Below are 25,134 nucleotides of genomic sequence, written 5' to 3'. Positions count from 1 at the left end.
AATTACTGGGCATAAAAAAGCCCCCCAAAAAGGGAGGCCAATATGAATCATTTTAAAATAGGAGGCTAACACGGCAGATTAAGCGTGTTTTATTATTTAATTTGTTTGTGCCACTTGGTAGCATTCGCTCCTCCTATAATTCGTAGAGGATTATACGTACCCAAGATTGCAACGCAAGCGTTTGCGTCACGAATTAGCAACCTAGAGTCGCAACCATTACTGCTTTTATAGTGTGCATCCGGTTTTCAGCCTCATCGAATACGATAGAGTGCTCAGATTCAAATACCTCATCGGTGACCTCTAAGCCTTGCATCGAGTACTTCTCACCAATTTCTTGTCCAAGTAGGGTTTTGTCATCATGGAAGGCGGGTAGGCAGTGCATGAATTTAACCTGAGGGTTATTGGTGTCTTTAATGGTTTGCATATTAACCTGATAAGGCTTCATTAGCTCAATACGCTGTTTCCACGCTTCTTCGCTTTCTCCCATAGAAACCCACACGTCGGTATAGAGATAATCGCAGTTCTTAACTCCTGCTTTGACGTCTTCAGTAAGGGTGATCTTAGCACCAGTTGATTGTGCTATTTGTTGGCATTGCTCAACCAACTCTTGCTCTGGCCAGAATGCCTTAGGCGCAACCAGACGGATATCCATCCCCATTTTAGCCGCTCCAACTAGCAGTGAGTTGCCCATGTTGTTACGCGCATCACCGAGGTAAGCAAAAGATATCTGGTGTAGCTGTTTACCTTTGCCATGCTCTAGCATAGTTAAAAAGTCAGCTAGAATTTGGGTAGGATGGAACTCATCAGTCAGACCATTCCATACCGGAACACCTGCATACGCCCCAAGCTCTTCTACGCGCTCTTGACCAAAGCCACGATACTCAATGCCGTCGTACATACGCCCCAGTACGCGCGCGGTATCTTTCATGGATTCTTTATGACCTATCTGTGAGCCAGATGGCCCTAAATAGGATACTTGAGCACCTTGATCAAAGGCTGCAACCTCAAATGCACAGCGAGTACGGGTTGATGACTTCTCAAATATGAGTGCAATATTTTTACCCAGCAACTTCTTTTGCTCAGTGCCTGCATACTTAGCCTTTTTAAGCTCAGCAGACAGCTCAAGTAAAAAGCCTATTTCTCTAGGGGTAAAATCGAGTAGCTTCAAAAAATTACGGTTTCTTAAATTGTACGCCATGCTTGTTATTCTCAATCGGACTCTATAAACCCATCCTAATGCATTTAAAATCAAAAATCACGCTTACAAATTCACTTTTTAGTGTGAAAGTTGACTTAGTATTCTCTTTTGTGAGCATGCTGTATTTTACTCTGTTAGGTAAGGATTAATCCCTTGTATGAATCACTTTCATTTTTAACGCAACCATGCGATATTTCGTGCGGAATATACTTTGAATGATATACAACTCAGGAGCATCTCCATGTCACAAGCAGACGAATACATATCTGTTGAAGCACTGATTGAAATTCAAAAAGAAGATACGCGTGAAATTATCGCAGCTCTTCTTGAAGATGGTAGTGAGCCGGACGCACTATATGAGATAGAACATCATCTAATGGCGGAAAGCTTTGAGACCCTAGAAAAAGTCGCGGTAGAGGCTTTTAAAATGGGTTTTGAGGTACTAGAAGCTGAAGAAACAGAAGATGATGAAGGCAATAAACTGTTATGTTGCGACCCAACCATGTCATGTGCCTTGGATGCGGAACTGATTGATGATCAAGCTGCGAAACTGATCAATCTAGCTGAAAAGTATGACGTTATCTACGATGGCTGGGGTACCTTCTATGAAGGTGAAGACGCTCTAGTTTATGATGATGAAGAAGACGACGAGCAACAATAATTGCTACGCAGAGATAAAAAAGCCCGCTCAATTTGAGCGGGCTTTTTGTTATGCATGGGCATAGTTGCTTGTATTACTTTGTAAGCGTGACCATACCTTTTCGTGGAAGTAGTAAGCGCAGGTATTAATTGAAGGTTCTACTAGGGCGATTACCCCCCCAGCTAGCGCATCACCTGTGAGTAAGTAAACGACGCTGAATGCAACACTAAAGTGTACACCGGCAAAGCTGATGGTTTTTAGCTTCGAGTTGTTTGCTAAGCGTTGCAGTTTGCGTGAACGTAACCAAACTCGCTCATGAAAGTAGAAAGCAACAGTATTTACCGCAGGCTCTATCATGGCTATCAGACTGCCGATTAATATATCCCCTGTCAGTAGGTAGGCAACACTAAAGGCAATCGTAAAGTGTAGGAAAGCAAAGCTGATAGTTTTTTTCATAGTTAGCACCGTTCGGTAAGTTTTAATCTATTATTGATAATAATTCTCATTATCACAAGTGGTTTTAACCGAAGACTGCAATAGATGCCACCTATTACATAAAAAAAGGGCTGGCAAAATGCCAACCCTTTATTCAACTTTAGCTTACGTTATAGCGCAGCAATAGTCGTCATCTGCTCTTCTAGCTTACTCAAGGTAACCTGGTAGCCTGTGAGTTTTTCACGCTCTTTGGCAACCACGGCTTCCGGTGCTTTAGCAACGAAACCTTGATTGTTTAGTTTACCTTCAATGCGTTTGATTTCACCTTGGGTTTTCTTCACTTCACCCTTAAGGCGAGCAAGCTCAGCATCTTTGTCGATAAGACCAGCCATTGGGATCATCAGCTCAGATTTGCCAACCAGTGCCGTTGCACATGCAGGAGTTTCTTCACCTTCACTTAGTAGCTTAATGCCTTCTAGCTTAGATAGAGAGACTAGCACTTGACGGTTAGCTTCAACGCGCTGTGCATCTTTCTCATCAGCAGTTTTTAGCATGATATCTAGCGATTTGCTTGGTGCAATATCGTATTCTGCGCGCAGGTTACGGATGCTAGTGATGAAAGATTTCACCCACTCAATATCATCTAAGGCTTCTTGGTTGAAGTTAGCAGCTTCATATTGAGGAAGAGGTTGCAGCATAATGGTATCGCCTTCAACACCCTCAACCAGAGGCTTAATGCTCTGCCAGATAGTCTCAGTAATGTAAGGAAGCACTGGGTGAGCAAGACGTAGAGTCTTCTCAAGTACAGTGATCAGCGTTTGACGTGTGCCGCGCTGTTGCGCTTCAGTACCTTTCCATAGAACCGGTTTAGTAAGCTCTAAATACCAGTCACAGAATTGATTCCAGATGAACTCATAAATAGTATTCGCAGCCATATCGAGACGGAAGTTATCGATATGAGCGTTGAAATCTTGAGCTGCAAGCTCAAACTGAGATTCAATCCATTTGTCAGCAAGTGAGAATTCAACCTCATTGCTGTCAAATCCGCAGTCTTGCTCTTCGGTATTCATTAGCACGTAACGGCTTGCGTTCCATAGCTTATTACAGAAGTTGCGGTAACCCTCAAGACGCTTCATATCCCAGTTGATATCACGGCCAGTAGATGCCATTGCCGCTAGAGTAAAGCGTAGTGCATCAGTACCGTATGCTTCAATACCACCTTCAAAGGTCTTACGAGTGTTTTTCTCGATCTTAGCGGCCAGTTTTGGCTGCATCATGTTACCAGTACGTTTGGTAACTAGAGATTCTAAATCAATACCATCGATCATATCGATAGGGTCAAGTACGTTACCTTTCGATTTAGACATCTTGTCGCCGTTTTCATCACGGATTAGACCCGTAACGTAAACCGTTTTAAATGGTACTTGAGGCTTGCCATTTTCATCTTTACAGAAGTGCATGGTCATCATGATCATGCGCGCAACCCAGAAGAAGATAATATCAAAGCCAGTTACGAGAACATCTGAAGGGTGGAAGGTTTTCAGGTCTTCAGTTTGCTCAGGCCAACCTTGGGTACCAAATGTCCATAATGCAGAAGAGAACCAAGTATCTAATACATCGTTGTCTTGGCGTAGAACCACCACTGGCGCTAGATTATGCTTGCTACGTACTTCTTCTTCAGTACGCCCAACATAAACATTACCATCGTTGTCATACCATGCAGGGATGCGGTGACCCCACCATAGCTGACGTGAAATACACCAATCTTGGATATCACGCATCCAAGAGAAGTACATGTTCTCGTACTGCTTAGGAACAAACTGAATCTCGCCATCTTCAACGGCTTTGGTTGCAGTCTCAGCTAGTGGCGCTGCACGCACATACCATTGATCCGTTAGCATAGGTTCGATAACCACACCACCACGGTCGCCGTAAGGCACTGTTAGGTCATGGTCTTTGATCTCTTCAAGTAGACCAAGTTCATCAAACTCAGCCACAATAGCTTTACGTGCTGCAAAGCGCTCCATACCTTGGTATTTAGCTGGAATATCAGTTGCGTAAGCATCACTTGGTTCACCATTGGTGGTAAACACTTCAGCTTCATCGCGGATATCAGCGTTAAAGGTAAGGATGTTGATCATTGGTAACTGGTTACGCTTGCCAACTTCATAGTCATTGAAATCATGGGCAGGCGTGATTTTCACACAACCAGTACCTTTTTCCATATCTGCGTGTTCATCGCCCACAATAGGGATGCGACGACCGACAATAGGAAGCAGGATTTCTTTACCAATAAGGTCTTTGTAGCGAGGATCTTCTGGGTTAACTGCAACGCCAGTATCGCCAAGCATGGTTTCAGGACGAGTTGTGGCAACGACGATATAATCTTTGCCTTCCGCTGTCTTAACACCATCAGCTAGTGGATAGCGGAAGTGCCACATGAAACCCTTTTTATCTTTGTTCTCAACTTCGAGATCAGAGATAGCCGTGTGCAGTTTAGGGTCCCAGTTTACTAGGCGCTTACCGCGATAGATAAGGTCTTCTTCAAATAGGCGTACAAACACTTCTTGGACGGCATTCGATAGGCCATCATCCATTGTAAAGCGTTCGCGATCCCAATCGACAGATGCGCCTAGGCGACGAAGCTGCTTGGTGATAGTGCCACCGGATTCGCCTTTCCATTCCCAGATCTTGTCGATAAAGGCATCACGACCGTAATCGTGTTTGGTTTTGCCTTCTTCCGCTGCGATTTTGCGCTCTACAACCATTTGAGTTGCAATACCAGCATGGTCCGTACCTACCTGCCAAAGGGTATTCTTGCCTTTCATGCGTTCAGCGCGTACCAAGGTATCCATGATGGTATCTTGGAAGGCGTGACCCATATGTAGGCTGCCTGTGACGTTCGGCGGCGGGATCATGATGCTGTATGATTCTTTGGTCGTATCACCGTGTGGCTTAAAGTAGCCTTTTTCTTCCCAAGCTTGATATAAAGCTTGTTCAATTGAAGTTGGATTGTATGTCTTTTCCATAATGCTCTTACATGGATCGTTAGATAATTGATTTAAGGGCAAACTGCATAAATTAAGGGTTTAGCTCTATTTTAAGCTAAAAACTTTAGCTATGGAGTTTGTCCCACACATTATTAACTGATGGTTATGGTTTGCATTTGATAGCCTGTCTGACGGTAAATTTTATACCTTTCTCTGGCAGTATGCTTCGCTTTTTCTTCGCAAGGGACGAAGTCTATCACTTGATCGATACTTCGAGCAAAGTTTGTCGCGTTATTCGACACGTTGATGAGTAAATTACGGTTTCTTTGTAGGTGTGAGGGAGAAAACCCAATTTCTATAGCTGTCCCTTGCCTAGGGCCTTCGCCCGTTAGGTTGTGAGCTAAAAAATCATCACCACTTTGCTGAAATAGAAAATCATCCCATGCCTTGGCATCTTGCTGGTCAGTAGCATTGAGATATATGCGTGCGCCTTGCTTGGTAAAATGGCGCAGCAAATAAGCAACATATTGTTGAAATCCTTGGCGACTATCGGCTTGGCTGTTAGGTGGTATGATATAAAAAGTAGCGGTATTCATGTTAGGTTCTGTTGACCTTGATGGGTTAATTTATACAAACGGTCAACAGACCCTAGATAGTAAAACCGCCTCATTGAGAGGCGGCTTAATTTTTACTCTTCGATTTCTTGTCCACTGCGATTTAGCAAGAACTGAACCAGAAGCGATACTGGACGGCCAGTAGAGCCTTTTGCGGCACCTGATTTCCAGGCAGTACCTGCAATATCAAGGTGAGCCCAGTTATACTTCTTAGCAAAACGAGAAAGGAAGCAGCCAGCAGTGATAGTACCACCTGGGCGACCCCCAAGGTTTGCCATGTCAGCAAACGGGCTTGTGAGTTGCTCTTGGTATTCATCGGCCATTGGTAGACGCCATGCTCGGTCGCCAGCCTGCTCTGAGGCATTGACCAACTCGTGAGCAAGAGGATTGTGGTTCGATACCACAGCACTAATATGGTGGCCTAAAGCAATAACGCAGGCGCCAGTTAGGGTGGCAACGTCAATTACAGACTCTGGCTCAAAGCGTTCTACGTAAGTTAAGGCATCGCACAGTACTAGACGGCCTTCGGCATCTGTATTTAGAACCTCAACAGTTTGACCTGACATGGTAGTCAAGATATCACCAGGGCGATAAGCGTTACTACCCGGCATGTTTTCACAGCCAGCAAGAATACCCACTACATTAATTGGCAGGTTCAGCTGCGCTAATGCTTTCATTGCACCAAATACACTTGCTGCACCGCACATGTCGTATTTCATTTCATCCATGCCATCGCTTGGCTTGATAGAAATACCGCCGGAGTCAAAGGTGAGCCCTTTACCAATCAATACGATCGGTTTAGCTTCTGAGTCAGGGTTACCCTTGTACTCAATTACAGACATCATGGATTCATTATGAGAACCGCGACCAACCGCAAGATAAGAACTCATACCGAGTTTTTCCATCTCTTGTTCACCGATGATCTTAGTTGTTACTGTGCTGTAGTCATCGGCTAAGCGACGAGCCTGTGAAGCAAGATAAGCTGGGTTAGCCACGTTTGGTGGCATGTTGCCGAGGTCTTTTGAGGCCTTAACCCCAGAGGCTACCGCCAGACCATGCTTGATTGCGCGCTCACCAATGCTTAATTCACGACGAGTCGGCACATTGAATACTAGCTTACGCAATGGACGGCGGGTCTCTGGTTTATTGCTCTTGAACTGATCAAAGGCATATAAACCGTCATGGGTCGCTTCAATAGCCTGACGTACTTTCCAGTACGTATCGCGTCCCTTAACATGCAGCTCAGTTAAAAAGCATACCGCTTCCATTGAGCCAGTTTCATTGAGGGTGCTAATGGTTTTTTGAATGATTTCTTTATACTGACGCTCGCCAAGCTCTCGCTCTTTACCACAACCAACTAAAAGGACGCGCTCTGAAAGTACCCCAGGTACTTGATGCAGAAGAAGCATTTGGCCTGGTTTACCTTCTAAATCACCGCGGCGTAGTAGTGAACTTAGATAGCCGTCGCTGATTTCATCAAGCTGTTCTGCGACGGGTGAAAGACGACGTGGTTCAAAGACACCAACGACAATACATGCACTGCGTTGCTTCTCTGGGCTACCACTTTTTACACTGAACTCCATGCCTACTCCTACATCCTAAAGACAAACAACAATAAATGTTAGATAATGATGGCTTAACTTGTTGAATCTTGGTCAAGAGCTATGTTTACTCATGAGGTATTAGCAAGTTAATTTGTTGTCGATTTATAAGAAAAATTGAAAAATATAAGTTTCAATCAGAAATTATAGCGATTCCTGCAAAAATACAAGTTTTGCGTCTGAGCTTATAGGGAATTTAGCGTGATTATTGTTAGATATTTGATCCGCGAGACCATAAAGAGCCAATTAGCGATCTTTTTCGTCTTGTTTTTGATCTTTTTGAGCCAACGCTTTATCAGCGTGCTGGCTGATGCATCGGATGGTGACATTCCTGCGCGTCTTATCATGACCATAGTGGGCTTGAATATGCCTGCCATGGGATTATTAATGCTTCCGTTGAGTTTGTATATCGGAATACTGCTCACTTTTGGCCGCTTATACGCTGAAAGTGAGATTACAGTTATGAATGCAACCGGGATTGGGAATAAATTCCTGATTCAAGCGGCACTGTACCTCGCTGTAATTACCTCTGGTGTTGCTGCGTTTAACTCTTTGTACTTTTCACCTTGGTCACAAGACAAAGAAGCACAAATAATGGAAAAGCTCGCCTCTGAAACCAGTGTTGAGTTGCTGCAGAAGGGGCAGTTTCAAAGCACCCCTGATGGTACAGCTGTGGTTTTCATTGATAACCTGAAAGACAAGAAGTTAACCAATGTCTTTATTGCTCAAACAGTAGGGCAGGGTTCAATACGCCCAAGTGTTTCATTTGCGGACTCTGGGCTAGCGAAAGAGCTACCCGACGGGCGTCAAATCTTAACCCTGTTTGATGGTACTCGCTTTGAAGGAGTGCCGACTCAACTTGATTATATGAAAACCGACTTTGATGAGTATGACGCTTTGATTGGTCAACGTAAGGTCAAACAGAAGGGGCGCGACTTTGAGGCGTACCCAACTATGCAGCTATTTAATAACCCAAGCCCAGAGGCGAAGGCGGAGTTGCATTGGCGGATAAGTTTGATTATCTGTATCCCACTACTGACCTTGATTGTAATTCCATTGGCTAAGGTAAACCCTCGTCAGGGGCGCTTTGCTAAGATGGGACCTGCAATACTGTTTTATTTGGCTTATTTTATGTCGATCAGTGCTGCCAAATCAGCCATCGAGGAAGGGAAAATATCGGATGTTATTGGTATGTGGCCGATGAATATCAGCTTGCTGGCACTCGGGATTATTCTAAATACTATGGACAGCCTACCAGTAAGGCGTTTTAAAGATATGCTACGTCAAAGAAGGGCTAGATAATATGTTTAAGATTTTAGACGTCTATATTGGGCGAACTATCGTCGCCACCAGCTCTATTTGTCTAGTAACGTTAGTTGGCTTATCAGGTATCATTAAGTATGTAGAGCAATTGCGAAAGGTAGGGCGTGGTACTTATGATCTCCTGCACGCGCTCTATTTTGTGCTATTGAGTGTGCCTCGGGATGTTGAGATGTTCTTCCCTATGGCAGCGTTACTTGGTGCGTTGATAGCACTAGGAACGCTGGCTTCTAGCTCTGAGTTAACCGTAATGCAAGCCGCTGGCTACTCCAAGCTTGATATTGGTATGTCAGTACTAAAAACAGCCTTACCATTGATGATCCTCGTTATGATGCTTGGAGAATGGGGCGCACCTCAGGCTCAGAAAATGGCGCGTGAGCTACGCATTGTATCTATTTCTGGTGGTAATATGGTGTCAACTCGTGCGGGAGTATGGGCGAAAGATGCCGACGACTTTATCTATATTGGTCGGGTGCATGACGACAAACTGACTGCCGTTAATGTCTGGGAATATGACAAGCAGAAGAACCTGATTCGCAGCATCTTTGCTAAAGAAGCTGAGTACATTGGTGATAATAATTGGGAGTTGCAGAACGTAACGACCACCCTCTACACCAATCAAACTCAGATAACTAAAGAGAAATTACCAACCCTAAAATGGCACAGCACCCTAGCACCAGACAAGCTTGAGGTGGTAACTGTAAAACCAGAAGAGCTTTCGCTAACTGGGCTATATAGCTATGTAAATTACCTTAAAGATTCTGAACTGGACGCATCGCGTTACGACCTTGCATTCTGGCGAAAGATAACCCAGCCGCTTTCCATCGCAGTTATGATGTTATTGGCGTTATCTTTTGTATTTGGTCCACTGCGCAGTGTAACCATGGGGGCGAGGATTCTATCGGGGGTTATAGCCGGCTTCTCGTTCTATATATCGTCGGAGTTCTTTGGGCCATTGAGCTTGGTTTATCAGATCCCCCCGATGTGGGGAGCCATAGCACCAAGCATTGCATTTATGCTGGTGGCGATACTGTTATTGCGGCGTAAATTATAGAAATAAAAAAGGGAGAGTAACTTGGTTACTCTCCCTTTTTTGTTAGTTTGCTTTTGGTAGCACAACCACTTCGCTATGGGCCCAGATATCTTGGAAGCCACGCTTTTTATGATCGAGCGGAACACATAGGTTACTTAAACCAAACGCAGACGTAGCAACGCGAATAACCGCTTGCGTGGTGGTGATGTTAGATCCATCGCTATTTTGTATTCTAAGCTTCCAAGCACGCATGCCGATAGTCTGCCCAGCCTTGCTCCAAAAGTAGATAAAGAAGCCCAACCAAACGATAGCAAGGTACGCAGTAAACAGGTTACTCCAAATAGGGTGACGGCTTAAGTAGTCACTTACATCAATATAGCTACCATAATCCATAACACCGGCGGCGACCAATGCCTCAAGAATGGCAACAACAATACCCGCGGCCATCATTTCAATGGCAATAATAATAAAACCGTCATACAGACAAGCGGCTAAGCGACGAAGGAGACCTGATTTAGGAAGAGAGGTTGATTTATTCATTTTTTGATAAGACATAACAGCAATAATTGGCGTCAGAATAGCGACTTCGAGCTATATTGCCTAGATACTAGGATGGAAAACTGCCCACTGTGTCTAAAAAAACAACGAACAATATAAAATAATAAGATTTAGTGTTGCGCCGTCAGGGCTGACACGTATAATGCAACACGTACCCCAGAGGTACAATGCCGGTGTGGTGAAATTGGTATACACGACGGATTCAAAATCCGTTGCCTTCGGGCGTGGCGGTTCAAGTCCGCCCACCGGTACCATATTAAAATAACAAAGCCTCGACTCACGTCGGGGCTTTGTTGTATCTAGACTTCTTGCTTATCTGATCTTCTGAATCCAGAACCCATTTTAGTTATTATCTCTTATGACCCTATGATGGTATTGATGCTATGCGGTGTAATTCGGTGTAATCGGATGTACATAGCTAAACAAAGGAGAAGCAAACTAAGCGACAACCTCTGCTGCCGCTTAATACTGTTACGAGACTACTTCAGTGCTAACAATTTGTCGGTGAACTCGGCAAAGCCGTAGCCGCCGGGTTGTTGCATCACAACCGCAGGGTGGTGAGAGAGGCGTGTCCAGTAGTGTTCTATGTTGGCTACACCTACGCTATATGGCAGTGCTGCAAACATAAACTGGTCATTCATTGAATCTCCCACATAACAGCTGTGCTTTAGTATCTCAGCTTCAGACAAGCCTTTCTGTTTCAAAAATGCGGTGGAGGTTTCACGCTTTGAGTGGTCTCCGTACCAAGTATTAATATGGATTGAGCTTGCGGTTGCATGAGCGCCTAGCGCATGAATCTTTGCAACGATATCTTCGATGATACTGTCTGCTACTTTTGGTCGGTTCTGACCAATATCGATGGCAACTTCACATAAGCGATACGATTGGTCGAGGGTTAAACTCAGCTCAGGGTAATCGCTTAGAATATTTAGCACCTCAGTTTTTAGGCGCTGTTGATTGGCGGTGATTTCTTGCAATGGAGTTTGTGAGCGTAGGGTTAGGTAACCTTGCTTCTTTTCCATAATAAAGGCGCCATTTTCACCAAGTACGGCATCAACAGGCCATAATTGAGCAATATGGTCACACCATCCAGCGCAAGCGCCTGTTACTGCTACCACTTTCTTGCCAGCATCGCGTAGCTTTTGTAGGGCGATAAGGGTTTGTGGTGGCAATTGTCCTTGCCAGGTTAAGGTATCATCGACGTCGGTTAGTACCCAATCAATGTCTTTCCAATCTTGGTTTAAATCATTCGTGACCGAATTCATTTCTACACCTCAAAAAATAGTTAACGCAGTAGTGCTAAAGTAAATTCGGTAAAAACATCACTAAGCTTTCAGAGAAGGTTAGTAGCATTAAAACTGATAATAGTGCGAGTAGCAGTGGTATTACTTCTTTGACAAAATCGATCATGCGCACCTTCAAGATTGAGCAGACGGTGAACATCATTGAACCAAACGGTGGGGTTACACCACCTATCATAATGTTGACGATTACTATGATGCCAAAGTGAACAGGGTTCACACCTAAATTAAGTACAGCAGGAAGCAGTAGCGGGGTTAGGATTATCATCGCCGCTCCACCTTCAATGAACATGCCAACCACCAATAACAAAACGTTGATTAACAGTAGCAATAGTAATTTGTTATCGGTCAGTTCAATCAAGGCGGAGGCTATGTTGTGTGGAATTCGCTCTAGTGTCATGTAGTAACCGAACACCATAGCTCCGATAATAATGAACATTACACTACTGGTGCCTTGCACCGTTTCACGCATTATCAATGGTATGTGACGTATACCAAGCTGACGATACACAAATACACCAATAATACAGCACAGTAGTACTGCGATAGCGCCGGCTTCAGTAGGGGTGAACAAGCCAAAGCGCATACCAAGGATGATTCCAAACGGAATCAGTAGTGCAGGAATTGCCTTTAAAAAGTACTGGAAGCGTTCTTTTGCAGATGCTGCTTGTGCGCGAGAGGGCTTGTAGCGTCGCTTACGAGCTGTAAATGCAATGGTTACCATCAATGACATTGCCATCAGAAATGCGGGTACATAACCGGCAATAAACATCTGGTGCACTGAAACGTTAGCCAGTAGGGCGAAGATGATTAGGTTGATACCAGGTGGTATCACTGGGCTAATACTGGAAGATGCCGCTGTTACAGCTGCGGTAAAGGGCAGGTCGTAGCCGCGTTTGGTCATCTCGGGAGCTAAGATCTTAGCCTGCATCGCAGCATCGGCATTCGCAGAGCCTGAAATGCCGCCCATTAAGGTACTTAATGCCACGTTAACCTGAGCTAAGCCACCGGTCTTATGTCCAATTAAGGAGTCGGCAAAGGCGAGTAAATTTCGACTTATCCCAGAGTAGTTCATCACCGAACCAACCATGATAAAGAAGGGGATGGCTAACAATGGAAATGATGATGCAGAGCTAATAAAACGCTGCATGACCAAGCTGACGGGAATAGAATTATTTAGGAATAAAAAGTAGACCATTGCTGAGGCGATCAGTGAAAACGCAATGGGCACATTCAATAAAAATAGAACAAACAGAATAATTATAGGGAGATAGCTTTCCATTGGTTGTACCTACTTAGAAGAGCGCTTTAGAGAAGCGATATCATCTATGATGAATCGAACGGTATGGATTGCCATCAATGAAAAACACAGCAGCAATACGCCATTAATAGAGAAATATGACATGCCCATAACTGGAGTTACCTTGTTGGATAACATCAGGTATTGATAGCTTAGAACGGCCATTAATATGTTTAGAGCGAGTAGGAATAGTGAAATACACAACCTAAATGGGATCTTTGCTTTTTCGGGTAGCATGGCTATTACCACGTCTACACCCATGTGCAGTTTGTGCTTGTAACAAGAACTGACGCCTAAGTAGACCGCCCATATAAAGCAAATTACGGATAGCTCTTCGCTCCAAGGAACAACAAAACCAAATCCGTAGCGTAAAACTACGTTAACTATGACTACTAAAACGGTAATCGAAATAGCAATGGAAGCGAGGATTTCTTCGATGTTTTTTAATAAGAACACAAGCTTTCTCCGGTGAAATATCCAACATCACTCTGGTTACTTCAAGAACAATACGGCCTGAAAAACTTCAGGCCGTATGCATTAACGATTCTAAATGTATAGAATTACTGCGCTGCGCGAATCTTATCTAACTCTTGCATAATTGTTGCGTGTATACCTTCGCTCCATGTTGGGAACTGGTTGTATACATCAGCAGTTAACTCGTTGAATTGTGAGGAATTAACTTCGTTAAACGTTACGCCTAACTCTTCCAGTTTCTGAGTGTATTCAACATCAAGTTTAACTAGCTCAGCAGTATTAGACTTAGCGCCTGCTTCTAATTCTTGGTTGATTACTTGCTGTTGCTCTGGTGTGAACTTGTCCCAAAGAGTTGGTGAAATATAGATACCAACTGTACCTAAGAAGTGTTTAGTCAAAGACATGTTCTTCGCTACTTCATAGATCTTGGTTGAGTACATAGTCAGGATTGAACCTTCAAGACCGTCTACAACGCCTTGTTGAACACCAGCATAGGTTTCTGGGAAAGGAAGGGAAGCTGGAGCGGCACCCATAGCTGATAGTGTACTGATAAATAGTTGGCTCTGTGGTACACGAATACGCATGCCTTTCATGTCTTCAGAGTTTACGATCTCTTTATTAGTGATCATGTGGCGGAATCCAAACATATAGTCAGCGTTCAATACTTTAACGCCTTTTTCTTCCGCTTTTTCTTTTAGATTTGCAACGAAGTCAGTATCCATCATAGCTAGATATTCGTCATACGTGTTGTATAACATAGGACCGGCTAAAGCGGCAAAGTCAGGTACGTAATCACCTAGGTAGGTTAGATCTTCTACGGCAATCCAGTTTGCGCCATTAACAACTTGTTCTAGGTTGTCTTTGTATACTGGTAATTGTCCACCAGGGAATACTTGAATATTAACTGAGCCATCAGTTCTTTCGCGTATCTTGTCGGTTACTTTAATTAGTTCTTGTGTCAATAACTCATTTTGAGTGAACACAAGGCTCATGTTTATATCAATAGGTTCTTTTTTTACTTCTGTTTCAGCTTTGTCAGCTTCACCGCAACCAACAAGCAGTGTTGTTGCCATAATAACTGTGCCCAAGAGCTTTTTCATTGTAATCACCTTTATGTACTTATTTTTTAGAAAGTGGAGGGTATTAGGGGGTGGCAGATAATACTGGCGAATTATGACATTCAAATGACGAAGTTATTGATCGGTTTAAGAGCAGTGTGAATAAGCTCGCACTATTAAATAAACTATTGTTACACTTTTAAACACCGCTCTCATTTAAAATAAAGCGATGTGGTTTATTAATAATAAATCTGTAATAAACCCGCAATAAAGGGCGATATATCATCCCCCACACTCAAATGAACACAGAGAACAGATTATGATCACAGGCCATCGCGGTGCCGCTTCTTTAGCCCCCGAAAATACGTTAGTTAGTATCGAACAAGCTGCAAAAGCAGGTGTACATTGGGTTGAAATTGATGTTCAACTTAGTGCAGATGATGTCCCTATGGTTTTTCATGATAAAACCGTAAATCGTTGTACCAATGGTGAAGGAAATATTGCTGACTTGGATCTAAACACTCTTAAAACACTTGATGCTGGTGGGTGGTTTGGTAGTGAGTTCGTAGGAGTGTCTATTCCGACACTTAGTGAAGCGTTAGATAAATGCCTAGAGCTTGACTTAACCCTTAACCTTGAATTGAAAATCTATGAAGAAAAAGCAATTATCCCTCTAGTTAATCAGGTTATCTCTTTGATTAAGAGCAAGCAATTTCCATTGGATAGACTGCTTATCTCAAGCTTTAAAGTGGATGCTCTAAGATTGTGTAAGGAGTTAATGCCACAGATAAGAAGAGGATATATCTGTGAAGTGTGGGATGAATCAAATGCTGGGTTACTGCAAGATCTTGCTCTATATAGTGTTCATATTGACCATCAGAAACTCGATGAGAAAACCGCGAAATCTATAAAAACCCTGGGGGTAATGCTGAAGATCTGGACCTTAAATGATGCACAGCAGGCAGCTAAGTTCTACGCTCTAGGTGTCGACAATATTATCACCGATATACCCAATAAATTTTAGCATCCTCAATCTGGCTGTGGCAGCGCTTTACTTAGGTTACACAGCCCTACTATTTAAATAATAAAAATCACAGTTTCCCTTGCCTAATTTATTATTAAGATGATTCTCTTAATCTCTTACTAATTATTTAAATTCAAAAAATAATTCCGCTATACCTATGTCTGATAGTTTAATAAATAGCTTGTATTATACGTAATGTGTGTAGTATGAACTGGCTCGCATTAGATATTGACAGATTGTTATAATATTATTTTTGGAATGAAGTTATATTAATCAATTTAAAGTTAACATGTGATGTCCAGGTTTTTATTGCTGGGTAAATATATGTATTTATAATAATCGCTGTGAATTTTAATTCAATAATTATGCGTACTCGTCCATCAAGTTCAAAGTAATCTTAATTCATGATGGTGTTCAGCGCAGATTGACTGTCTTTGATTGAATAATTTCTTCTTTTTATGCTACTGGCTATAAATAAAATAACTGCCAGGGTGAATTTATTTTAATTTAAATAACATATAACCTACATACTAGAGGATAGCTTAATGGCTGATATCATAAAAGTTTCTCGAAACATTGATAATGCACCAACAAGTCCATTATCAACACAATCGGTTGCATTTTCTCATTATAATAATATTTCAGCACAGTTGCCTGTTGACCCAGAAACAGGGACGATTGTGGCTGGAGGTATAAAAATACAAGTATCGCAATGCTTAGAAAACATAAAGGCGATTGTTGAAGGCATTGCACACGGCATGTACGACGTTGTTCGTATCAATGTATATCTTAAAGATATTACTGACATCGATGCTGTGGATGAAGTATATAGCCGATTTTTTAGAAGCTACTTCCCGACACGAACAACATTGGCTATTGCGGCTCTACCATTGACTGATGCCTTGGTTCAAATGGATGCAGTAATCTCAAATGGTGAAGGTACATATCCACAAGATCCTTGCGATCTAATTAAAATAGTTAGGAATACTGAAGCGGCTCCCGTTCACGCTCTAGCGACGCAATCGGTCGCGTTTTCTCATTACAATCACATCTCAGCTCAGCTTCCCCTTAACCCGAAAACTGGGGTTATCGTTACCGGAGGAGCAAAAGAGCAGACTGCTCAATGTTTGAGAAACATTAAAACTATTATGGAAGGCATTGATGTTCCTTTCGATGATATTGTTAAGGTCAATATCCATATCCGAGACCTTGCCGATATGGATGCAATCAATGAGGCTTATAACACATTCTTCCCAGACTCTTCTATTGCGAGAACATTAGGTTATATGCCTGCTCGTTCAGTGGTGGTTGCTTCGGGACTGCCTATGGATGCACTAGTGCAAATTGATGCTACGGTATCCCATGGTGATGGCACACCACCACAAGCCATTGAAGACCGACATGGGATTGTTATCAGAGCAAGTAATACTGAAGCTGCGCCAGTCACGCCTATTTCAACCCAAACAGTGGCTTTCTCCCACTACAACAATATTTCAGCTCAATTACCTATCAACCCTAAGCTAGGGGCTGTAGTTGCTTGTGGTGCCAAAGAGCAGGCTGAGCAGTGCTTGCACAACATTAAAGCCATTGTTGAGAGTGTTGGTCATGTAATGGATGACGTAGTTAAGGTTAATATCCAACTTACTGATATGGCAGATCTTGAAGCAGTTAATGAAGTGTATAGCCGCTTTTTCCATAAAGAGCTGCCAGCCAGAACCGTGATAGGGGTTACAGCTATTGCTATGGGGGCAGTAGTACAAATGGACGCGATTGTTTCCAATGGAGAGGGGACTCCTCCACAACACTAGAGTGACACCGCTATTTGAGCCATTAATGCGCCTATCGAGCAAGTAGGCGCTTTTTCGCTATATTAGTGCTGTATTTATGATTGCACGGGAAACCTTTGTCGTGATTTAGATCTTTGATGTATCTTGTTTGCCCTTTTTATATTGCAGGTATCCTCATGGTTTGGCGTAGTATCCCTCTGTTCCTTTCTTATTGGCTATTGGCCGCCCATTTTTTACGCAGTGATGATCTATTGATCACCGCGATACTGGTTGTGGCTCCATTTACTTTGCTGCTGAAAAACAAGGTTGTTATTTTGATGTTGCAACTAGGCCTAGTGCTTGGTGTGTTAGCTGTATGGCTACCAACTATCTATGATATCGGCTCAATGAGAGTCTCTCTTGGTCAACCATGGCTGCGTATGGCCTTGATTTTATCTGCTGTAAGCCTATTTTCGCTGCTTTCGGCTTGGGTGATTACGCCGATATCTAAATTAAACAAGCACTAATTGGCACAATAACAAAGCTTATAAATAGTGGCATCAATCTCCCCAGGTTGGTGCTTTTTTTGTTTGTTACTCGGCATATTTACTTATTTTCACCCCCAAACAGGTGACTCATATTGGTGCGCGATGTCACATTTTGGTGCGTAAAATTTGAGGTATAGCGTTATCTGTTCGTTTTTTATTCAACAAATAGCCATTTAGCCTAGTTTAAGTTGGCTTGTTTTTTGCTTGTTAGATGGTATCTGACTGGATGCCTTCACCGTTTGAGGGCGTTTTTATTTATTGCACACAATAAGTGCAAAAGCGCTTTAATGGAGAACTTTACAAATGAGCGGAACGACAACTCAGATTCAAGGTGCTGTACAAACTCTAACTCAGAGCTCTGATACCTTGTTCCTGTTATTGGGTGCGATCATGGTGTTCTTGATGCACGCAGGCTTTGCTTTTCTGGAAGTGGGTACGGTTCGTAAAAAGAACCAAGTTAATGCATTAGTTAAAATTTTGGCTGATTTTGGTGTATCGGCCATAGCGTACTTTTTTATTGGTTATTGGGTTGCGTATGGCGGTAGCTTCTTTGTGGGAGCAGATACCTTAGCACAAGGTAATGGCTACGAATTGGTCAAATTCTTCTTCTTACTAACCTTTGCTGCGGCTATCCCTGCTATTGTTTCCGGTGGTATTGCTGAGCGTGCTCGCTTTTATCCAATCTTAATTGCGACCTTCTTTACTGTGGGTTTTGTATATCCTCTGTTTGAAGGCATGATCTGGAATGGAAACTTTGGACTACAGGACTGGTTTGCTGGGAATTTAGGTTACGCCTTTCATGATTTTGCAGGCTCGGTTGTTGTGCATGGTGTTGGAGGCTGGATAGCTCTAGTTGCAGTCTTGTTCTTGGGTATGCGTAAGGGGCGTATTCGTGCCGGAAAGCACACCAACTTCGCGCCATCGAATATCCCATTTCTTGCGCTTGGTGCTTGGATTCTTAGTGTGGGTTGGTTTGGCTTTAATGTCATGTCGGCACAAACACTGGATGGTATCAGTGGCTTAGTTGCAATGAACTCATTAATGGCAATGGTCGGTGGTATTCTTGCCGCTTTAATCGCAGGCAAAAACGACCCAGGCTTTATTCATAATGGACCGTTAGCAGGGCTAGTTGCAGTATGTGCAGGCTCTGATTTGATGCATCCAATTGGTGCCTTGATAACCGGGGCAATTGCAGGCGTATTGTTTGTATATCTATTTACTTATATACAGAACAACACCAAGCTAGATGATGTACTAGGTGTGTGGCCTTTGCATGGTGTGTGTGGCGCTTGGGGTGGCATTGCTGCGGGAATATTTGGTCAATCTGCTTTGGGCGGTTTAGGTGGCATAAGCTTAGCGGTGCAAATCATGGGTACGTTGATCGGTATCGGTATCGCTGTCGCGGGTGCAGCAATTGTGTATGGTGGTATCCACTCGGTGATGGGACTAAGGCTCTCAGAAGAGGAAGAATTCAAAGGGGCTGATTTGGCTATCCATAGGATCTCATCAACGAACGAAGATTAAGTCTCAATCTATAAACTTGAACATTAGTCGATCTAACTTAACGCCACCTATTTAGGTGGCGTTTTAGTAGCTTGCTATAGGCTAATCAATATGATGACCAAATAAGGTTATAGATATAAAAATGCCCGTTCAATCTGAACGGGCATGTTATTAGGTTACATCACTGTCTTAATAGTGGCTTACTCTACAGTAACCGCTTTAGCTAGGTTGCGAGGCTGGTCTACATCGGTACCTTTGATCAATGCTACGTGATACGACAGCAATTGCATTGGAACGGTATAGAAGATTGGCGCTGTAATTTCATTTACATGTGGCATCTTGATGATCTTCATGTTTTCATCACTTTCAAAGCCTGCTTTTTCATCAGCAAATACATATAACAGACCACCACGAGCACGTACTTCTTCGATGTTCGATTTTAGTTTTTCTAGTAGGTCGTTGTTTGGTGCAATAACTACAACTGGCATATCAGCATCGATAAGAGCTAACGGGCCATGTTTTAGTTCACCTGCGGCGTATGCTTCAGCGTGAATGTAAGAGATCTCTTTCAGTTTTAGAGATGCTTCCATCGCTATAGGGTAGAACTCACCTCGGCCTAGGAATAGGGTGTGCTGCTTATCGGCAAAATCAGGTGCTAGGGCTTCAATTTCTTTATCAAACGCCAGTGCTTTTTCAATTGCAGTTGGTAGCTCATGTAGAGCTTGAACAATCTCAGTTTCACGAGCTGAATCTACGCGACCTTGTAGGCGACCGATTGATACTACCATCATTAGCATAGCGGCAAGCTGGGTGGTGAAGGCTTTAGTCGAAGCAACACCAATCTCTGTTCCTGCGCGTGTCATGAATGCAAAGTCAGACTCACGAACCAGTGATGAACCTGCAACATTACAGATGGTCATTGCTGCCATGTAGCCTTTTTCTTTTGCTAGACGAAGCGCTGCAAGTGTATCGGCAGTTTCACCTGATTGAGAAAGAGTAACTAGCAAGCTGTTAGGGCGGGTTACAAATTTACGATAGCGAAATTCTGACGCAATTTCTACATCACAGCTTACGCCGGCAATTGATTCAAACCAGTAACGAGCCGCCATACCTGAGTTGTATGATGTACCGCATGCGATGATTTGAACGTGTTCAACTTTGCTCAGGATCTCTTCTGCCTTAACGCCAATAGCATTGGTGATCACAGAGCTATCTGAGATACGTCCTTCCATGGTATTGATAAGCGCGGCTGGTTGCTCAAAGATCTCTTTTTGCATGAAGTGACGATATTTACCTTTGTCACCCGCATCGTGCTCAGCATTTGATTCGTGTTCTTCACGAGTAACTGGATTGCCAGTAGCATCAAAGATAGTTACGTCACGACGAGTAATCTCTGCAATATCACCTTCTTCTAGATAGATGAAACGGCGAGTCACATTGAGTAGTGCAAGTTGGTCAGAAGCTAGGAAGTTTTCACCAACCCCACGACCGATAACAATTGGGCTACCAGAGCGAGCCACAACAATACGTGAAGGGTCTTTGCGATCCACTACTACCGTACCGTAAGCGCCCTCAAGTTGTTTTACCGTTTTTTGCAATGCCTCAATCAGTGTTGATGAGGTGCGCATTTCCCACTCAACCATATGAGCGATAACTTCGGTATCGGTTTGAGAGTTAAATACATAGCCGCGCTGTTGAAGCAGGTCGCGCAGTTGTTCGTGGTTTTCAATGATGCCGTTATGTACTACTGCGATATCTCCAGACATATGTGGGTGTGCGTTTTGTTCACTTGGCTCACCGTGTGTTGCCCAACGAGTGTGTGCGATACCTGTGCCACCGGTTACTGATTGTGCGTTCACCGCATCAGCTAACTCTTGAACTTTACCTAAACGGCGTACACGAGTAAGGTTTGATTCACTATCAACAACAGCAACGCCAGCCGAGTCATAGCCTCGGTACTCAAGGCGGCGAAGACCTTCAACTAGGATTTCTGCTACATCACGTTGTGCTACTGCACCTACAATTCCACACATTATTTTATTCTCCGGTTTCAATTAGAAACGCTGTATTAGCTTTATAAATTACTCACTAGCACGTATGACACGTACTTGCTTAGATTCGATAGTTTGTATTTGTTGTTGAGTAAGCTCGGCATCAGTCACCAATACATCGATGGCTTCCCACGCTAGCTCTAGGTTGGGAATGCGACGTCCAATCTTGTCTGATTCAATCATAACGATAACTTCTCTAGAGACCTCAGCCATAACACGGCTTAGACCCATCAACTCATTGAATGTGGTGGTCCCACGCTCAAGATCGATGCCATCAGCGCCGACAAATAGTTGGTCGAAGTCGTAAGAGCGCAGGGCAGACTCGGCAACTTGCCCTTGAAAGGAGTCTGAATGTGAATCCCAAGTCCCACCTGTCATCAATAAGGTGGGCTCAGAGTCGATTTCACTCAGGTCATTGGCGAGCTTTAAAGAATTCGTCATTATCACGAGACCGCGCTTGGCTTCAAGATGCGGTATAAGGGCACCAGTTGTACTGCCGTGGTCGATGATGATGCGGTTATGGTCTTGAATTAATGCGGCGGCAGCCTTGGCTAGATCGAGCTTGGCTTTCGATAGCGTGCTATTTGCATCATCTTGAGTTGTGTCCAAAGGAAGAGCTACCGCACCTCCATAACGTCGCAACAACTGATTGCTTTGCTCAAGATAGGCGAGGTCTTTACGAATAGTGACTTCAGATGTTTCAAATTTCTTAGAAAGCTCTTCTACTGTTACTTCGCCTTGTTGGCTTATTAGCGTAACAATTGTGTCTCGTCTGATCTGTGTATTGCGCTTTGACATAATCACTAATGTTTCGTTTTGATTGGTTTATTCTTTCATATCGAAACTTTTATGTCTAGCATCGAAACTAACTTGACGGTATTTAATTATAAAAAGAGCTCTTACATGACTAAATAAGATATTTTACTGCGTAAAATAATTACTTTTCAATGGGTTGTTTTCGAATTGAAACCTGCTGCGTAATAAAAGATTCATCGCAAATATTAAAATTTTTAAGCTAAAACAGTGGACAAAATGCGAACTTAATTTACACTACAAAAAAACATCAAACCCCAATCTATAAAGGTAGAGTTATGAGACTTATTCCACTGTCGGATTCACAAAAAGTAGGTAAATGGGCAGCACGCCACATCGTTGAGAAAATTAACGCATTTCAACCAACTGAAGAGCGTCCGTTTGTACTAGGTTTACCAACTGGTGGCACGCCACTTACAACCTATAAAGAACTCATCAAGCTGTATCAAGAAGGCGCGGTTAGCTTTAAAAACGTAGTGACTTTTAATATGGATGAATATGTAGGCATTGACCCTCAGCATCCAGAATCATATCGCTCATTTATGTACAATAACTTTTTTGATCATGTCGATGTTCAAGACAAAAACATCAACTTGCTTGATGGTTTAGCTGATGATATTGATGCTCATTGTGCTACATACGAAGAGAAAATACGCTCGTATGGCAAGATCAACCTATTCATGGGTGGGGTGGGCATAGATGGTCATATCGCATTTAATGAGCCAGGCTCTTCTCTTGCATCACGTACTCGTATTAAAACGCTGACAGAAGATACTCGTATCGCGAACTCTCGTTTCTTTGATAATGACATCAATCAAGTACCTAAATACGCATTAACTATCGGTGTAGCAACCTTGTTGGAAGCTGAAGAAGTGATGATTCTTTCTTTGGGTCACAACAAAGCTCAAGCCCTGCAAATGGCAATCGAAGGCTCAGTAAACCACATGTGGACTGTAACGGCGCTACAAATGCACCAGAAAGCGGTTATCGTTGCAGATGCTCCAGCGCAACAAGAGCTTAAAGTTAAAACTCTTCGTTATTTCCAAGAGCTAGAAGCTGAAAATATTCAAGACCTATAGCCTTTAATAAGTTGAATATTATAAGCCCCTGACATGAAAGTGTTGGGGGTTTTTAATTAGGAGTTAAGCTCGTTATCTTTGCTTAGGGAGTGAATGATTTCGGTTATAGCAAGCACTATGGTAGAACGGACTTTTTGAAAGTGTCTAACTAGAAACATATCGAGAGTGGTGCCTGAAAGGGTAGTCACGATATCATTATTAAATTCAATTGGCATAATAGCACTGATAGTGTGAATTCGATTTAGTTCAAATATCACATTTGGATCGGAGAAGCTGACCTTATCACCCTCAATTTTAGCCCACTCACGTAGAGTGACAAAAATCTCAATATCATCATAAATTTCTTTACTGATACTGCCTAAGCCAAGTAATAATTTAGTTCTAACTAATATCTCACCCAGCGGACCTTCATTGGTGAGTAGGGGGTCGACGACATACTTAACCGCATAGTCTTCTTTATAGAATATTGCTTTCAAAAGAGCATCAAGGGTATCTTCTAAGGCGTCATAAGCTGTCATCAGGCATTCACAGGCATTTTGTGAATCAGCTAACGCTTCGAGCAGTTCGGTTTCGTATTCTGAAGATATGGGCATGGGGTTCTTATTATAAAAAGTGCCACCGCAGCGGCACTTTCTAATTTTATTATTTAAGTGCGATATACGCTTGTTCTGCTAGTTTAACAACTTCAGCGTCAACTTTCAGCTCCGAGTAATGAGCTAGTGTCTCAGCAAAGCCTTTTTCTGTGAACATTGTTTGGAGTTCCACAGCCTGTGGGTCATCGTCATTCTTATAAAGGAATGCAGCTGCGATGCCTTTGAGTAGATATTGGTTTGGTAAGCCGTATTCTAGAGTACCGTTTAATGGCTTAATTAAGCGATCTTGCGGGCTTAGTTTACGGATTGGCTGACGACCAACACGGTCTACTTCATCACGCAGATAAGGGTTGGCAAAGCGACCTAGAATCTTTTGAATATAAGCGGCATGCGCCTCAGGATCAAAGCCATAGCGACGGATAAGAACTTCGCCACTTTCTTGCATTGCAGCTTGCACATCATCACGAATAGCTTGGTCTTCGATAGAGTCCTTAATCGTTTCATGCCCTGCAAGTACACCAAGGTACGCAGTAATTAAGTGACCAGTGTTAAGGGTAAACAATTTACGCTCAACAAACGCCATAAGGTTGTCGGTACATTCCATACCTGGAATGTTAGGGATATCACCCTTAAATTGAGTTTGATCGACAATCCATTCACTGAATGTTTCTACCGTTACCGCTAGAGGGTCTGTTTCACCTGCTTCAGCAGGAGGAACGATACGGTCTACAGCTGAGTCAACAAAGCCGATTTGTTGCTCTGCTTGCTGCTTTGTTGCCTCAGATAGATGTGCAAATACCGCTTCTTTTAATTGGCTAGTACCACGCACCATATTTTCACATGCAATGATGTTTAGTGGGGCTTGGTTGCCGTTAGCAAAGCGTAATTCAATACCGTCTGCAATGGTCTTAGATATGATGTTTAGGACTGTTGGTCCTACCGCCGTGGTCAACAGGTCGACAGACGCAATAACATCTACGATTTCAGGGCTGGTGGAATTGATTGCTGTAACCTTGGTAACTTGTTCAACAACGCAGTTCGCACCAACCACTTTTACTGGATATTCATTGCGCTCAATAAGCGCATTAACTACGGTTTCATTTACATCGGCAAATGTTACGGATATGCCGGCATCTGCCAATAGTTTTCCAATAAAGCCACGACCGATGTTACCTGCGCCGAAATGTAGAGCTTTCATACTAGTACCTAAAAATATATAGAATTAAAAAAAGAGG

At 43.0% G+C, this 25,134-nt stretch carries 22 protein-coding genes and 1 tRNA gene; 9 read left to right on the top strand and 14 right to left on the bottom strand.

Features of this window, described 5'->3' with window-relative positions; translation table 11 throughout:
• Positions 1-193: 193 nt before the first annotated feature.
• A complete protein-coding gene (gene argF / locus OCU28_RS09995; protein ID WP_261816044.1) occupies positions 194-1,198 on the bottom strand; it encodes an ornithine carbamoyltransferase in 1,005 nt (334 codons plus the stop codon).
• Between the two features lie 241 nt (positions 1,199-1,439).
• Here argF and rraB point away from each other — a divergent pair, with 241 nt between their 5' ends.
• Positions 1,440-1,859 carry a ribonuclease E inhibitor RraB gene (rraB, locus tag OCU28_RS09990; protein ID WP_261816043.1) on the top strand — a complete coding sequence of 140 codons (420 nt, stop codon included), beginning with the start codon at positions 1,440-1,442 and terminating at the stop codon, positions 1,857-1,859.
• 48 nt (positions 1,860-1,907) lie between these two features.
• Here the strand turns inward: rraB and OCU28_RS09985 are convergent, their stop codons facing one another.
• The 4 genes from OCU28_RS09985 to pepA all read right to left on the bottom strand — a co-directional run bounded on the left by OCU28_RS09985 (position 1,908) and on the right by pepA (position 7,460).
• Positions 1,908-2,294, bottom strand: coding sequence for a DUF2061 domain-containing protein (locus OCU28_RS09985; protein ID WP_261816042.1), 387 nt, complete (start codon positions 2,292-2,294; stop codon positions 1,908-1,910).
• 149 nt (positions 2,295-2,443) lie between these two features.
• Positions 2,444-5,302 carry a valine--tRNA ligase gene (locus OCU28_RS09980; protein WP_261816041.1) on the bottom strand — a complete coding sequence of 953 codons (2,859 nt, stop codon included), beginning with the start codon at positions 5,300-5,302 and terminating at the stop codon, positions 2,444-2,446.
• 113 nt (positions 5,303-5,415) lie between these two features.
• Positions 5,416-5,859, bottom strand: coding sequence for a DNA polymerase III subunit chi (locus OCU28_RS09975; protein ID WP_261816040.1), 444 nt, complete (start codon positions 5,857-5,859; stop codon positions 5,416-5,418).
• A 92-nt stretch (positions 5,860-5,951) separates the two neighbouring features.
• Positions 5,952-7,460: a leucyl aminopeptidase gene (pepA, locus tag OCU28_RS09970; protein WP_261816039.1), complete on the bottom strand. Its 1,509-nt coding sequence runs from the start codon at positions 7,458-7,460 to the stop codon at positions 5,952-5,954.
• Positions 7,461-7,679: 219 nt separating this feature from the next.
• On the opposite strand from pepA, the gene lptF reads away from it, so the two are divergent.
• Positions 7,680-8,780: an LPS export ABC transporter permease LptF gene (lptF, locus tag OCU28_RS09965; RefSeq protein WP_261816038.1), complete on the top strand. Its 1,101-nt coding sequence runs from the start codon at positions 7,680-7,682 to the stop codon at positions 8,778-8,780.
• A 1-nt stretch (position 8,781) separates the two neighbouring features.
• Positions 8,782-9,852 (top strand): LPS export ABC transporter permease LptG, encoded by a 1,071-nt coding sequence (gene lptG / locus OCU28_RS09960; protein ID WP_261816037.1) that lies wholly within the window; start codon positions 8,782-8,784, stop codon positions 9,850-9,852.
• Between the two features lie 42 nt (positions 9,853-9,894).
• Here lptG and OCU28_RS09955 read toward each other — a convergent pair whose 3' ends face one another.
• The gene (locus OCU28_RS09955; RefSeq protein ID WP_261817478.1) at positions 9,895-10,371 is read right to left on the bottom strand and encodes an RDD family protein; all 477 of its coding nucleotides are present in this window, start codon (positions 10,369-10,371) and stop codon (positions 9,895-9,897) included.
• Positions 10,372-10,558: 187 nt separating this feature from the next.
• On the opposite strand from OCU28_RS09955, the gene OCU28_RS09950 reads away from it, so the two are divergent.
• A tRNA-Leu gene (locus OCU28_RS09950) sits at positions 10,559-10,643 on the top strand.
• A gap of 225 nt (positions 10,644-10,868) precedes the next feature.
• On the opposite strand, the gene OCU28_RS09945 is transcribed toward OCU28_RS09950, so the two are convergent.
• The 4 genes from OCU28_RS09945 to OCU28_RS09930 form a co-directional block, all read right to left on the bottom strand.
• The gene (locus tag OCU28_RS09945) at positions 10,869-11,654 is read right to left on the bottom strand and encodes an HAD-IIB family hydrolase (protein WP_261816036.1); all 786 of its coding nucleotides are present in this window, start codon (positions 11,652-11,654) and stop codon (positions 10,869-10,871) included.
• Positions 11,655-11,688: 34 nt separating this feature from the next.
• Positions 11,689-12,972, bottom strand: coding sequence for a TRAP transporter large permease (locus OCU28_RS09940; protein WP_261816035.1), 1,284 nt, complete (start codon positions 12,970-12,972; stop codon positions 11,689-11,691).
• Between the two features lie 9 nt (positions 12,973-12,981).
• Positions 12,982-13,446 carry a TRAP transporter small permease gene (locus OCU28_RS09935; protein WP_261816034.1) on the bottom strand — a complete coding sequence of 155 codons (465 nt, stop codon included), beginning with the start codon at positions 13,444-13,446 and terminating at the stop codon, positions 12,982-12,984.
• A 104-nt stretch (positions 13,447-13,550) separates the two neighbouring features.
• Entirely contained in the window at positions 13,551-14,564 is a 1,014-nt protein-coding gene (locus OCU28_RS09930; RefSeq protein ID WP_261816033.1) for a C4-dicarboxylate TRAP transporter substrate-binding protein, read from the bottom strand.
• Positions 14,565-14,841: 277 nt separating this feature from the next.
• Here OCU28_RS09930 and OCU28_RS09925 point away from each other — a divergent pair, with 277 nt between their 5' ends.
• The 4 genes from OCU28_RS09925 (at position 14,842) to OCU28_RS09910 (ending at position 19,384) form a co-directional block, all read left to right on the top strand.
• Positions 14,842-15,546: a glycerophosphodiester phosphodiesterase family protein gene (locus OCU28_RS09925; RefSeq protein ID WP_261816032.1), complete on the top strand. Its 705-nt coding sequence runs from the start codon at positions 14,842-14,844 to the stop codon at positions 15,544-15,546.
• Between the two features lie 545 nt (positions 15,547-16,091).
• Positions 16,092-17,354, top strand: coding sequence for a RidA family protein (locus OCU28_RS09920; protein WP_261816031.1), 1,263 nt, complete (start codon positions 16,092-16,094; stop codon positions 17,352-17,354).
• A gap of 155 nt (positions 17,355-17,509) precedes the next feature.
• A complete protein-coding gene (locus tag OCU28_RS09915; RefSeq protein WP_261816030.1) occupies positions 17,510-17,839 on the top strand; it encodes a hypothetical protein in 330 nt (109 codons plus the stop codon).
• A gap of 324 nt (positions 17,840-18,163) precedes the next feature.
• Complete coding sequence (locus tag OCU28_RS09910; RefSeq protein ID WP_261816029.1) at positions 18,164-19,384, top strand: ammonium transporter; 1,221 nt, start codon at positions 18,164-18,166, stop codon at positions 19,382-19,384.
• 179 nt (positions 19,385-19,563) lie between these two features.
• Here OCU28_RS09910 and glmS read toward each other — a convergent pair whose 3' ends face one another.
• Positions 19,564-21,396, bottom strand: coding sequence for a glutamine--fructose-6-phosphate transaminase (isomerizing) (gene glmS, locus OCU28_RS09905; RefSeq protein WP_261816028.1), 1,833 nt, complete (start codon positions 21,394-21,396; stop codon positions 19,564-19,566).
• 48 nt (positions 21,397-21,444) lie between these two features.
• Positions 21,445-22,212 carry a DeoR/GlpR family DNA-binding transcription regulator gene (locus OCU28_RS09900; protein WP_261817477.1) on the bottom strand — a complete coding sequence of 256 codons (768 nt, stop codon included), beginning with the start codon at positions 22,210-22,212 and terminating at the stop codon, positions 21,445-21,447.
• 293 nt (positions 22,213-22,505) lie between these two features.
• Here OCU28_RS09900 and nagB point away from each other — a divergent pair, with 293 nt between their 5' ends.
• Entirely contained in the window at positions 22,506-23,306 is an 801-nt protein-coding gene (nagB, locus tag OCU28_RS09895; RefSeq protein ID WP_261816027.1) for a glucosamine-6-phosphate deaminase, read from the top strand.
• A 56-nt stretch (positions 23,307-23,362) separates the two neighbouring features.
• Here nagB and OCU28_RS09890 read toward each other — a convergent pair whose 3' ends face one another.
• Together OCU28_RS09890 and OCU28_RS09885 are read right to left on the bottom strand one after the other, a co-directional pair.
• Positions 23,363-23,899 (bottom strand): MltR family transcriptional regulator, encoded by a 537-nt coding sequence (locus OCU28_RS09890; RefSeq protein WP_261816026.1) that lies wholly within the window; start codon positions 23,897-23,899, stop codon positions 23,363-23,365.
• Between the two features lie 49 nt (positions 23,900-23,948).
• Positions 23,949-25,097, bottom strand: coding sequence for a mannitol-1-phosphate 5-dehydrogenase (locus tag OCU28_RS09885; protein WP_261816025.1), 1,149 nt, complete (start codon positions 25,095-25,097; stop codon positions 23,949-23,951).
• Positions 25,098-25,134 lie beyond the last annotated feature (37 nt).

This window comes from Vibrio gallicus (assembly GCF_024346875.1).
Taxonomy (GTDB): Bacteria; Pseudomonadota; Gammaproteobacteria; order Enterobacterales; family Vibrionaceae; genus Vibrio; species Vibrio gallicus.
Note: the sequence above shows the minus strand (reverse complement) of the source record. Positions and strands in the feature narration are given on the sequence as shown.